Raw genomic sequence first — 13,626 nt, forward strand, 5'->3', positions numbered from 1 at the left:
TTTATGACCACAAGGATGGTGAACTGGATTGAACAGATGCTGTTCCGTGCCAGGGAGACGGTATTGCTGATGTTCCTGGTGGCCACCGTTGCCCTGGGTTACGGTGCCAGCCAGTTGAGGATGGACGCCGCCTTCACCAAGAACATCCCCCTCAACCACCCCTATATGGCCACCTACCTCAAGCACCGGGAGCAGTTTGGCGGCGCCAACAGCATCATGGTGGCGGTAGAGGACAGCAGCGGCGACATCTTCAATCCCAAGTTCTTCCAGGTACTGCGTGAGATCCACGATCAGCTGTTCTTCATCGAGGGGATCAACCGCAGCCAGGTCAAGTCGCTCTACTCGCCCTCCACCCGCTTTACCGAGGTGGTGGAGGATGGCTTCCAGGGCGGTCCGGTGATCCCCGCAGACTTCAAGCCCACCGAACAGGGGCTGGCGGTGGTTCGGGCCAACATCGAGAAGGCGGGAGCGGTGGGCCGCCTGGTGGCCGACGACTTCAGTGCCGCCATGGTCAGCGCCCAGCTGATGGACAGGGTCTCCCTCGGCGAAGAGGAGCGGGCGCGGGCCCAGAAAGAGGGGCGAACCGACATGACCAAGCCCCTGGATGTGCTCGCCCTGGCCGACACCCTGGAGCGGGAGCTGCGTGCCAAGTACCAGGATGACAGCATCAAGATCCACATCATCGGCTTTGCCAAGATGGCCGGTGATGTGGCCGAAGGGGCCGCCGGGGTGGTGGGGTTCTTTGGGGTGGCCCTGGTGATCACCGCGTTGATGGTGTTCTACTTCTGCCACTGTCCGAAGCTGACCATCCTGCCGCTGTTTTGCTCCATGGTGGCGGTGGTGTGGCAGCTGGGGGGCTTGACGGTGCTGGGGTTTGGGCTGGATCCGATGTCGATCCTGGTGCCCTTCCTGGTGTTCGCCATCGGCGTCAGTCACGGGGTGCAGATGATCAACGCCGTGGGTCACAAGGTGGCCGAAGGGCACAGCGCCAAGGCGGCTGCTCAGTTGGCGTTCCGCAGCCTGCTGGTACCCGGTGGGGTGGCGCTGCTGTCCGATACCATCGGTTTTCTGACCCTGCTGTCCATCGACATCGGCATCATTCGCGAGCTGGCGATCACCGCCTCGCTGGGGGTGGCGGTGATCATCCTGACCAACTTGGTGCTGCTGCCGATCCTGCTCTCCTATGTGAATTTCGGTGAGCGCTACCTCAACCGGGTCAGGGAGGAGCACGCCCGGGTGTCCCCGGTGTGGCAGGCCATCTCGGTGTTTGCCGCCAAGCCCTGGGCACTGGTGATCGTGGTGGTGGCGGTGATCGGCTTTTTGGCCGGGTATGAGAAATCGCAGCAGATGAAGATTGGCGATCTCCACGCCGGCGCCCCGGCGCTGAAGGAGGACAGCCGCTACAACCTGGATACCGCCTTCATCACCGACAAGTTCACCATCACCACCGACGTACTGACGGTGATCGTCGAAGCGTTTCCTGAAGCCTGTACCTATCACCATGTGCTGGAGCGCATCGATCGCTTCCAGTGGCAGATGGCCAACGTGCCCGGGGTGGAGTCCACGGTCAGCCTGGCGTCGGTGGCCAAGGTGGTCAACGGTGGCTTTAACGAGGGCAACCCCAAGTGGCGGGTGCTGCCTCGTACCACCCCAACCCTGGTGCAGTCCGTGGCGCAGATCCCCACCTCCACCGGCCTGCTGAATAACGACTGCTCGGTGATGCCGGTCTACCTGTTCCTCAAGGATCACAAGGCGGACACCATCAACACTGTGGTGGACGAAGTGAAGGCGCTGCAGCAGCAGTTCGATAACGATGAGCTCGGCTTTCGCCTGGCGTCCGGCCCTGTGGGGGTGATGGCCGCCACCAATGAGGCGGTGGAGGCGGCCCAGGGGCCGATGATTCTCTATGTGTATGGCGCCGTATTCCTGCTCTGCCTGATGAGTTTCCGCTCCATTCGCGCCACCATCGCGGTGATCGTGCCCCTCTACCTGGTCTCGACCCTGGCCCAGGCTCTGATGGTGGCCCTGGATATCGGCCTGACCGTCAGCACCCTGCCAGTGATCGCCCTTGGGGTGGGGATCGGCGTGGACTACGGCATCTACATCCTTTCGAGCATGTCGATCATGTTGCGTGAGGGCAAACCGGTGCAGGAGGCCTATCTCAAGGCGCTGTGTGACCGGGGCAACGCCGTGGTGTTCACCGGCATCACCCTGGCGGTTGGGGTCAGCACCTGGGTGTTCTCGGCCCTGAAGTTTCAGATGGACATGGGGATAATGTTGACGTTTATGTTTCTAGTCAACATGTTGGCCGCGATTATTCTCCTTCCGGCAATGGTTAAGTTGTTGTGGTTTAATCGAAAAGCCTGATTGATTTAATAGCACCCCTGAATAAAAAGGCCGCATTTGCGGCCTTTTTTGCATAGAAAGCGTACATTATTGACGCTTTTTTCAGAACTTCCTCATTAACCACTTATAAAGCCCGATTTTGAAAGTGGATTCCGCTCACAGTTCCCCGGAAATGGTGATACACTTCGCTGCATCCGCGGTGCCGAAGGGGCGCCGAAACGGAGCTTAAAAATTACAAAAATCTGGTGCCATTGCAGCAGAGGGAATAAGCAACATGGCTAATAACGACACCATCCCTTCCGTCCTACTCGAAAACGTTGTGGGTCTCATCCACAGCAACCTCCCCAAGCAGGAAGCACTCCTGCTCGAACGCTTTGCCCACGCCTTGTATGGCACGCTCTCCCGTGAAGACCTTCATGCCCGTAGCGACAGCGATCTCTACGGCGCCATCCTCAGCCTGTGGAACAGTCTGAATCAGGTCACGGGCGGTAAGACTTTCAACCGGGTGTTTAACCCGGCCCAGAGTACCCATGGTTGGCAGTCCAACCACACGGTCATCGAGATGATCCAGCCCGACATGCCGTTCCTGGTGGATTCGGTCTCGATGGCGTTCAATCGCCTGGGGGTGACGTCGCACCTGCTGATCCACGTCCCCCTGGCGATCCAGCGGGACAAACAGGGCAGGGTGGTGGAGCTGCGATCCCTGGCGGAAGCCAAGGCCAACGACGAGCGCATCGCCGTGTTCCTCATCGAGGTGGACAGCCTTGCCACCCAGGCGGAGATCGACTCGGTTCACCGTGAGCTGAACTCGGTGGTGGGCGACGTGGCCGCCTCGGTCAACGACTGGGATGCGATGCGCGCCCAGCTCGGTGCCACCGTCAAGGAGATGGAGCAGAGCGACGTCGAGGGCAAGCACGCGGAGGCCACCGAATTCCTCAAGTTCCTGCTCGATCATCACTTTACCCTGCTGGGCTATCGTCGCTACGATCTCAAACCGGTGTCCGGGGACGTGGAACTGAATCCCCGCATGGAGACCGGACTGGGGATGATGCGCAGCAAGGATGACAACAGCCGCCATCTTCTGCTCTCCTCCTTGCCGGAATCCGCCCGCAGAGAGGCCCTGGGCCCGGCGCCCCTGGTGCTGACCAAGACCAACTCCAAGAGTCGGGTGCATCGGCCCGCCTACATCGATTACATCGGCGTGAAGCGCTTCGATAGCAAGGGGCGGGTGATCGGCGAGGACCGCTTCATCGGCCTCTATGCCAGCTCGGTATACAACCGCAGCCCCAGGGAGATCCCTCTGCTTTCCGGCAAACTCAACCGGGTGATGGAGCGATCCAGGCTGGCACCGCGCTCTCACGATTACAAGGCGCTGCTGAACGTCCTGGAAACCTATCCCAGGGATGAACTGATCCAGGCCACCGAGCAGGAGCTGCTGGAGATCGGCCTGGGCGTGCTGCAGATGCAGGACAGGGACAAGGTTCGCCTGTTCCTGCGCCGGGATCTGTTTGGCCGCTTTATCTCCGCCATGGTGTATGTGTCCAAAGACAGGTACAACACCCAGCTGCGGGTAAAAACCCAGAAGCTGCTGGCAGACTATTTCCGCGCCGAGGAGTCGGTGGAGTTTACCACCTTCTTCTCCGAGTCGACCCTGGCGCGCACCCACTACCTGGTAAAAGTTGAAGATAACGATATGGATATTGACGTCATCGAGCTGGAGAATGACCTGGTTGAGCTGGCCCGTTCCTGGGAAGACAAGGTGGACAGCGCCTTGCGCAAGACCTTCGGCCAGGCGAAGGGCAAGGCGATTGCCAACAACTACATTCCCGGCTTCCCCCGCAGCTATAAGGAGGACGTCCTGCCCTCCGCCGCCGTGGTCGATGTGGCCAAACTGACCAAACTGGATGATGCCCACCAGCTGGGTATGCTGTTCTACCAGCCCCAGGAGGCGGTGCTCGATGCCAGCCAGGTCAGGTTGAAACTGTTCCACAAGGATGAGCCCATCCACCTGTCGGACGTGCTGCCGATGCTGGAGAATTTCGGCCTGCGGGTGATCGGGGAGCGTCCCTACTGCATCAACACCAGCGACGGTCAGGTCTACTGGGTCCTCGATTTCAACATGACCCTGTCCGCCAAGGCGGACACCGACATCAACGCCTCCCAAAATCGCTTCCAGGAAGCCTTTGCCCAGGTGTGGGCTAGGGAGCTGGAGGATGACGGCTTCAACCGTCTGGTCCTCTCCGCCGGCATGACCGGTCGCGAAGCCAGCGTGCTGCGCTCCTACGCCAAGTACATGTGGCAGATCGACGGCACCTTCTCTCAGACCTATGTGGAGGAGACCCTGGCCGAGTATCCTCACATCGCGTCACTGCTGGTGAAGATGTTCGATCGCAAGTTCAACCCCAGCTCCAAGGCCAAGCGCGACCTGGAGAAGCAGATCGCCCAGGCCAACACCTACCTGGACGATGTCTCCAACCTCGACGATGACCGCATCATCCGTCGCTACATCTCACTGATTCAGGCGACCCGGCGCACCAACTTCTATCAGCCGGACGCCACCGGCGCGGACAAGAGCTACATCTCCTACAAGTTCTGTCCGGCAGAGATTCCGGAGATGCCGCTGCCGCTGCCCAAGTTCGAAATCTTCGTCTACTCGCCCCGGGTCGAGGGTGTCCACCTGCGTGGCGCCAAGGTTGCCCGTGGCGGCCTGCGCTGGTCCGACCGTCGCGAGGACTTCCGTACCGAGGTGTTGGGACTGGTGAAGGCCCAACAGGTGAAGAACACGGTGATCGTACCCTCCGGGGCCAAGGGCGGCTTTGTCTGCAAGAACCTGCCCACCGACCGTGACGCCATGCTGGCGGAGGGACAGGCCTGCTACAAGATCTTCATCAGTGCGCTGCTGGACATCACCGACAACATCGTCGGTGGCGAGCTGACGCCGCCCAACCGGGTGGTACGTCACGACGAGGACGACCCCTACCTGGTGGTGGCGGCGGACAAGGGGACGGCCACCTTCTCCGACATCGCCAACGCCATCTCCGAAAGTTACAACTTCTGGCTGGGAGACGCCTTCGCCTCCGGCGGCCAGTACGGCTACGACCATAAGAAGATGGGCATCACCGCCCGCGGTGCCTGGGAGTCGGTAAAGCGCCACTTCCGCGAATTGGGGATCAACTGCCAGAGCACCGACTTCACCGTGCTGGGCATCGGTGACATGGGCGGAGACGTGTTCGGCAACGGCATGCTGCTCTCACGCCACATCCGGCTGCAGGCTGCCTTCAACCACATGCACATCTTCATCGACCCCACCCCGGATGCGGCCAGCTCCTACGCCGAGCGCGAGCGCCTGTTCAATCTTCCCCGTTCCACCTGGGAGGATTACAACGGCAAGCTGATCTCCGAGGGCGGCGGCGTATTCAACCGCAGCGCCAAGTCCATCAAGCTGACTCCGCAGATCAAGGCGATGATCGGCACCAGCAAGAATCAGCTGACCCCCAATGAGCTGATTCGCCACCTGCTGATGATGGAGGTGGATCTGTTGTGGAACGGCGGCATTGGCACCTATGTGAAAGCCAGCTCCGAGACCAACGTCGATGTGGGTGACCGTGCCAACGACGTGCTGCGGGTCAACGGCGCCGAGCTTCGCGCCAAGGTGGTCGGCGAGGGCGGCAACCTGGGCCTCACCCAGCTGGGGCGGATCGAATACGCCAAGCGGGGCGGCCGCATCAACACCGACTTTATTGATAATGTCGGTGGGGTCGACTGCTCCGATAATGAGGTCAACATCAAGATCCTCCTCAATCAGTTGGTGACGGAAGGAGATCTCACCGTCAAACAGCGCAACCAGCTGCTGGAGAAGATGACCGACGAGGTGGCCGAGATTGTGCTGCAGGATTGTCGCGACCAGGCCCAGTCCATCTCCGTCACCGAGGGGCTCAACTCGGATCAGCTCAAGGAGCAGATCCGCTTCATGCAGCACCTGGAGAAGGCCGGCAAACTGGACCGCGGCCTGGAGTTCCTCCCCAACGAGGATGAGCTCAATGAGCGCCAGCTGTCCGGTGTCGGTCTGACCCGTCCTGAGCTGTCGGTGCTGGTCGCCTACGCCAAGATGGTGCTCAAGGAGCAGCTGGTGTCGCCGGAGATCACCGACAATGAGTTCCTGGCCCGCCGCCTGGTGAACTACTTCCCGGTGGAACTGCAGCAGCGATTCTCCGCCCAGATGGCCACTCACCCGCTGCGGGGTGAGATCATCGCCACCAGCCTGGCCAACGACATCATCAACGAGATGGGCCTTAATTTCATCCAGCGTATGCAGGATGAGACGGGGGCCGCAGTTGAAGAGGTGGCAATCTGTTACACTATCGCGTGTCAGGTCTTTGATCTCGAAGATCTTAAACAACAAATCAACGCCCTTGAGGACGTTGATGCCCACAGGCAGACCGAACTGCTGAATCAGGTGCGGCGCACGTTGAGGCGGGTAACCCGTTGGTTCCTGCGTCACCGCAACCGTAGCCTGAGCATCGAAGCCGAAGCCGAGTTCTATCGCGGCGTGGTGGAGGAGCTGAATGCAGGCTTCGACAACTTCCTGGTGGAGGACGAAGTGGCGCAACTCTCACAAGAAGAAAGCGCCATGGTGGAGCAGGGCATTACGCCACAACTGGCGCGCCGCATGTCCCACCTCAGTACGCTGTTCTCCGCCCTGGACATCGCCGAAGTGGCCAAGTCTGAAGGCAAGCCGGTGGCCCTGGTGGCCGAAACCTACTTCAAACTGGGTGCCGGCATCGAACTGCACTGGTTCCTGAATCAGATCAGCCAGCAGCCGGTAACCAACCACTGGCAGGCGCTGGCGCGGGCAGCGTTCCGCGAAGATCTGGATTGGCAGCAGCGCCTGCTCACCTCGGTGGTTCTCAAGAACTGTCAGGGCGAGTGCGACGCCGATGCCATCATCAACCAGTGGGTAGAAGAGAACGAACAGACCCTGGATAGATGGTTACACATGATGGCTGAGTTCCACAGCTCCAAGACACATGAATTTGCGAAATTCTCTGTTGCCCTGCGGGAGCTAAACCTGCTGATCATGCGTTGTAATTCCCATGGTTAACCCATAACAACAGAAGCCTCGGCAATTGCCGGGGCTTTTTTTAGCAAGGAGAAAACACATTGTTCTATAAGATTGCACAAAAGTTCTTGTTCCAGACCAATCCGGAATTCGCCCACAACTTTGCAATCACCTCCCTGCGCTGTACCGCCGGCACCCCGCTGGCGATGTTCTACAGCCAGAAGCTGCCCGCGGCGCCCGTGGAGTGTATGGGTCTGACGTTTCCCAATCCGGTCGGCCTCGCCGCCGGCATGGATAAGGACGGCGAAAGCATCGATGCCTTCGTCGCCATGGGCTTTGGCCATATCGAAGTGGGCACCGTTACCCCCAGGCCACAGCCGGGCAACGACAAACCCAGGGCGTTCCGTCTGCGTCCCGCCAAGGCGATCATCAACCGCATGGGGTTTAACAATCTCGGCGTCGATAACCTGGTAAAGAACATTAAGAACAGCAACCGAGGGGACGCGATTATCGGGGTCAACATCGGCAAAAATAAAACCACGCCGTTGGAAGAGGGGAAAAACGATTACCTCTTCTGCATGGATAAAGTGTATGAAGTGGCGGATTATATAGCGGTGAATATTTCATCGCCTAACACTCCGGGTCTGCGCTCTTTGCAGTACGGCGAGATGCTCGATGACCTGCTGTCTGCGCTGAAAGAGCGCCAGTCAAAACTGGCAGAGCAATATAATCGCTATGTACCCATCGCATTAAAAATTGCTCCGGATCTGAGTGATGACGAACTCAAACAGATCTGTGACGCCCTGGTTAAATTCAAATTTGACGGGGTCATTGCCACTAATACCACCCTGGACCGTGAGGCGGTAAAACATCTGCCGGAGCACGCCGAAGCCGGCGGTCTCTCCGGCGCGCCCCTGACCCAGAGAGCCACAGAAGTCATTGCAAAGACAGCTGAATACTTGGACGGGGCCCTGCCGATCATCGGGGTCGGCGGGATCGGCAGTGGCCAGGATGCCATGGACAAGCTGGATGCCGGGGCAAAAATCGTCCAGATCTACACCGGCTTTATCTATGAAGGTCCTGAATTGATTAAGTCGATCACCGAAGATTTTCTCAAGAGAAAATAGAGATCGATCAAATATTGATCAGGCCGCCATTGGCGGCCTTTTTTATTTCCGATCTAATTATGATCGGCGATCGAAAAGATCGCAGTTTCAGATCTTTATTTTTTAAAATAGATCCTTAAAATAATTGGTTTTATTTCTTGCCCAATCCTGAATAGATGGATTAGTATAAAATTCATCCACAAAGAAAGGATGCGTCTCATGTTGCTTATGCCCAGTGCAAATTGGCGTTGGTTTTTCGAACCGCAACACTCCAGGTTGGCGTTAGACCTTGGAGAGGAGATGCTATTCCTCACTCCCTACACCCCCAGCCAGTTGATTCCGGACGCGCTGCACGGCACGGCGTTCTGCGCCGAGCAGGCGGAGTTCTATACCCGCTGCATCAATGAGCTCGGCAAGCAGCTGACTCTGAGCGACCCGCAACTGGTGCAGATCGCCCTCAATGCCACCGCCCTGAGCTTCTTTGCCCTGCCCCGCATGCCCAAGAGCTGGTACTTTAGCCACAGCCAGAGCATCGTCTACAGCAAACCCGCCAAGGTGTGTCGCCTCGACACCGAGCAGGGCGCCGGCCTGTTCGTCGTGGTTCAGGCGGAGGAGCGCAGTTCCCTGGTGATGCTGATCTCCGACTCGCTCGAGCTGGGGTGCAACAAGCGTCTGGCCCCCTTTGAGGCGATCAAGGTGATGAACGATCGCCTGGCACCGGCCCCCAGGGCGGTAAACCACGCCTTTACCGCCGCCTGATTGGCGGTATTTCCATCAGCTTTTAGCCATTTCGGTCAGCTCTGACCGGCACTTAAGGGTATACTAGTGCCTTTAATATCAACTGCCGGAATAGCATGAAGCGTTTCTACGCCGCCGTCCCCAAGGGTCTCGAGTACCTGTTGGTGGATGAGCTGAACGAATTGGGGGCCCAGGAGGTCCGAGAGGGCCTGGCCGTGGTCCACTTCCAGGCGGATCTGACCACCGCCTACCGCATCTGTCTCTGGTCACGCCTGGCCAGCCGGGTGGTGATGGTGGTCACCGATCTGGAGTTTGACGATGCCGACGATCTCTACGTCAAGGTCAAGGCGATCCACTGGCCCTCCCTGTTTAACAGCCTGCGCGGTTTCATGGTGGACTTCCACGGTACCAACCGCGAGATTCGCAACAGCCAGTTTGGCGCCCTCAGGGTGAAGGACGCCGTAGTGGATTGCTTTATGGAGGAGTGCGGTCAGCGTCCCGGCATCACCAAGAGGGACCCGGAGATCCGCATCGACGCGGTGCTCAAGGGCAACAAGCTGAGCCTGGGCCTGAACTTTGCCGGTGCGCCCCTGCATCAGCGCGGCTACCGCACCGAACGGGGCCAGGCGCCGCTGCGCGAAAACCTGGCCGCCGCCATGCTGATCCGCTCCGGCTGGCACAAACAGATGACCCTGCCGCTGGCGGATCCCTTCTGCGGCTCCGGCACCCTGCTGATCGAAGCCGCCCTGATGGCCGCCGACAAGGCGCCGGGGCTGCTGCGTGAGCACTGGGGGTTCCACGCCTGGCTGGGGCACGACGAAGCACTGTGGCAGCAGCAGCACGCCGACGCCACTCTGCGTGCCAGCCGCGGCATCAAACGCTGCCAGACACCACTGTTCGGTCGGGATCTGGACGGCCAGGTCTTGACCCTGGCCAAGCAGAACGCCAAGCGGGCAGGGGTGCGCGAGCTGATCCAGTTCGACCAGGGCGATGCCCTGGAGGCGCGGCCCCTGGGCGATGAGCCCGGGTTCCTGGTGACCAACCCGCCCTACGGTGAGCGCCTGGGCAACCTGTCCGGGCTGATCGGCCTCTACAGCGAGTTGGGCCAGATGCTGAAGCGCCACTGGGGCGGCTGGCGACTGAGCCTGCTCTGTTCCGAGGAGATGCTGTTCAACGCCCTGAGGATGCGCGCCGACAAGGAGTACCGGCTGTTCAACTCCAACCTGGAGGTGAAGCTGTGCAACTACACCATCAAGGGGCGCAGCGAGGCCGAGCTGGCCCTGGCGGCGCCGGCCTCTCTGGGAGGAGAAGAGTTTGCCAACCGTCTGCGCAAGAACCTCAAGCAGCGCAAACGCTGGCTGAAGAAGCAGGCGATCGACTGCTACCGCCTGTACGACGCCGATCTGCCCGACTACAACGTGGCGGTGGACCTCTATCAGGACTGGGTGGTGGTGCAGGAGTACGCGCCACCCAAGAGCGTCGATGAGGCCAGGGCCAAGGCGCGTCTGGTCGACATCATGGGGCAGATCCCCCAGGTGCTGGAGGTGGACCCGGCACGGATCATCCTCAAGACCCGTCAGCGCCAGAAGGGCAAAAGCCAGTACGAGAAGCGCAGCACCCGCTCTGTCGACCTGGTGGTTAACGAATACGGTGCCAAGTTCAAGGTCAATCTGACCGAGTACCTGGACACCGGCCTGTTCCTGGACCACCGCCTGGCCCGCCAGACCATCCAGCAGATGGCCAAGGGCAAGAGCTTCCTCAACCTGTTCGCCTACACCGGCACTGCCTCGGTGCACGCGGCACTGGGGGGCGCCAGCGCCACCACCACCGTGGACATGTCCAACACCTATCTGAGCTGGGCCGAGGAGAACTTTGCCCTGAATGGCCTCCGCGGCCGCCAGCACCAGTTTATCCAGGCCGACTGCCTGCAGTGGCTGGAGCGGTGCAATCAGCAATACGACTTCATCTTTATCGACCCGCCGACCTTTTCCAACTCCAAGAGGATGCAGGCCAGCTTCGACGTCCAGCGGGACCACCTGTTGCTGATGCGCAGCCTCAAACGATTGCTGCGCCCGGGGGGCACCATCCTGTTCTCCAACAACAAGCGCAACTTCAAGATGGATCAGGCGGGACTGGCGGAGATCGGCCTGAAGGCGGAGAACATCAGCGCCCGCACCCTGTCCGAAGATTTCGCCCGCAACAAGCAGATTCACAACGCCTGGCTGGTGACCCATGGCTGAGCCCATCCTCTACCATACCGACGGCTGCCACCTGTGTGACCAGGCGGCTCAACTGCTGGACCGGCTGGGGGGCGGTTACCGAAGGATCGATATCGTCGACTCCGAGGAGTTGGTCGAGCGCTACGGGGTGCGCATTCCCGTCGTGCGCCGCCCCGATGGCGCCGAACAGGGCTGGCCCTTTGACCTGGCCGAGCTACAACGATTTTTGGAAGACTCATGAGCCTGATACGCATCAACGACGGCCAACTCGCCTTTGGCCACATCCCCATGCTGGATCACGCCGAATTTGTCCTGGAGCCGCGGGAAAGGGTGTGCCTGGTCGGCCGTAACGGCGCCGGGAAGTCCAGCCTGCTCAAGGTGCTCGCGGGCATCCAAGAGCTGGACGATGGCACCATCACCAGCGACAGCGGCGTCAAGATCGCCTACCTTCCCCAGGATCCGCCGCGGACCCAGCAGGGCAACGTCTACCATTACGTCGCCCAGGGGCTGGCCGACGTGGGCGACCTGCTCGAACGCTACCAGGGGCTGAGCCAGGCGGTGGCCCAGGACGCCAATGAGACCAACCTGGCCCGGCTGCACCGGGTGCAGGAGGAGATGGAGCAGAAGGGCGCCTGGAGCTCCGAGCAGCAGATCAGCCAGACTCTGAGCCGATTGCACCTGGACGGCGACACCGCCATGTCCGATCTCAGTGGCGGCTGGCAGCGGCGGGCGGCCCTGGCCCGGGCCCTGGTGCGGCAGCCCGACGTGCTGCTGCTGGACGAGCCCACCAACCACCTGGATATCGACGCCATCGAGTGGCTGGAGGAGCTGCTCAAGGGGTTCGACGGCAGCATCGTCTTCGTCTCCCACGACCGGGGATTCATCCGCCGGGTGGCCACCCGCATCGTCGATCTGGACCGGGGCCAGCTCAACAGCTTCCCCGGCAACTACGACAGGTATTTGCAGGCCAAGGAGGAGCTGCTCAGGGTCGAGGAGGAGCAGGCGGCGGAGTTTGACCGCAAGCTGGCCATCGAGGAGACCTGGATTCGACAGGGGATCAAGGCCCGGCGCACCCGCAATGAGGGGCGCGTCCGTGCCCTGAAGACGATGCGCCAGGAGCGCGCCGAACGCATCGGCCGCCAGGGCAATGCCAACATGAAGATGGAGGGGGGCTCCCTCTCCGGCAAGCTGGTGTTCGACATCAAGGGACTGGGGTTCGCCTGGGGGGAGAAGACCATTGTGGCCCCCATGGATCGGCTGGTGAGCCGGGGCGACCGCATCGCCCTGATCGGCCCCAACGGCTGCGGCAAATCGACCCTGATTAAACTGCTGCTGGGCAAACTCACGCCGCAGCAGGGAGAGGTGAAGCAGGGCACCAAGCTGGAGGTCGCCTATTTCGATCAGCACCGCAGCGACCTGGACCTGGACAAGTCGGTGCAGGACAACGTTGCCGACGGCAGGCAGACGGTCACCGTCAACGGCAAGGACCGCCATGTCCTGGGTTACCTGCAGGACTTCCTGTTTGCCCCCGCCCGAGCGCGCAGCCCGGTGCGTTCGCTCTCCGGTGGGGAGAAGAATCGGCTGCTTCTGGCGAAACTCTTCCTAAAGCCCGCAAATTTGCTGGTTATGGATGAACCCACCAATGATCTTGATGTCGAAACCCTCGAGCTGCTCGAAGCCAAACTGGCGGAGTACCCCGGCACGCTGCTGCTGGTCTCCCACGACCGGGAGTTTATCGACAACACGGTCACCAGCACCTGGTGGTTCGGCGGCCAGGGCCAGTGGCACGAATACGTCGGTGGCTACAGCGATGCCCAGAGGCTGGGAGCCCGTTTCTACAGTGAGCAGGCCGCCACGGCCGAGCCCAAAGCCGCCGCCCCCAAGGCGGAGAGGGAGCAGAAGGTCGACATCGCTAAACCGAAGAAGCTCTCCTACAAATTACAACGTGAACTTGATGCGCTTCCTGCTAAGATGGAGGCCCTTGAAGAGGCCATCGAAGCGGCACAGCAACAGATTGCCGAGCCTGGTTTTTTTGACCAGGATCCGAATGACACAAACAAAATTCTGGCCAAACTGGCCGAGGATGAACAGGAATTGGAGTGGTGTTTCAGCCGGTGGGAAGAGCTGGAAACCATGAAAAGTTCAGGCTAAGGGGAAA

At 60.4% G+C, this 13,626-nt stretch carries 7 protein-coding genes; all 7 read left to right on the forward strand.

The genetic code is table 11. The features are described from left to right. Positions 1–3 precede the first annotated feature (3 nt). The 7 genes from FCL40_RS04505 (at position 4) to uup (ending at position 13,619) form a co-directional block, all read left to right on the forward strand. On the forward strand, positions 4–2,367 hold the full coding sequence (locus tag FCL40_RS04505) for an efflux RND transporter permease subunit (RefSeq protein WP_136851779.1): 2,364 nt from the start codon (positions 4–6) through the stop codon (positions 2,365–2,367). 253 nt (positions 2,368–2,620) lie between these two features. Then, the gene (locus FCL40_RS04510) at positions 2,621–7,447 is read left to right on the forward strand and encodes an NAD-glutamate dehydrogenase (RefSeq protein ID WP_136851781.1); all 4,827 of its coding nucleotides are present in this window, start codon (positions 2,621–2,623) and stop codon (positions 7,445–7,447) included. 59 nt (positions 7,448–7,506) lie between these two features. After that, positions 7,507–8,532, forward strand: a complete 1,026-nt coding sequence (gene pyrD, locus FCL40_RS04515) for a quinone-dependent dihydroorotate dehydrogenase (protein ID WP_136851783.1) — start codon at positions 7,507–7,509, stop codon at positions 8,530–8,532. Between the two features lie 207 nt (positions 8,533–8,739). Continuing rightward, positions 8,740–9,270, forward strand: a complete 531-nt coding sequence (locus FCL40_RS04520; RefSeq protein ID WP_229360280.1) for a cell division protein ZapC — start codon at positions 8,740–8,742, stop codon at positions 9,268–9,270. A 95-nt stretch (positions 9,271–9,365) separates the two neighbouring features. Next, positions 9,366–11,489 (forward strand): bifunctional 23S rRNA (guanine(2069)-N(7))-methyltransferase RlmK/23S rRNA (guanine(2445)-N(2))-methyltransferase RlmL, encoded by a 2,124-nt coding sequence (gene rlmKL / locus FCL40_RS04525; RefSeq protein ID WP_136851787.1) that lies wholly within the window; start codon positions 9,366–9,368, stop codon positions 11,487–11,489. Next, positions 11,482–11,709: a glutaredoxin family protein gene (locus tag FCL40_RS04530; protein WP_136851790.1), complete on the forward strand. Its 228-nt coding sequence runs from the start codon at positions 11,482–11,484 to the stop codon at positions 11,707–11,709. Before rlmKL ends, FCL40_RS04530 begins: the two co-directional genes overlap by 8 nt. Beyond that, a complete protein-coding gene (gene uup / locus FCL40_RS04535; protein WP_136851792.1) occupies positions 11,706–13,619 on the forward strand; it encodes an ATP-binding cassette ATPase Uup in 1,914 nt (637 codons plus the stop codon). The genes FCL40_RS04530 and uup overlap by 4 nt, the downstream gene beginning before the upstream one ends. Positions 13,620–13,626: the final 7 nt, after the last annotated feature.

Source organism: Ferrimonas sediminicola (assembly GCF_005116715.1).
GTDB lineage: Bacteria > Pseudomonadota > Gammaproteobacteria > Enterobacterales > Shewanellaceae > Ferrimonas > Ferrimonas sediminicola.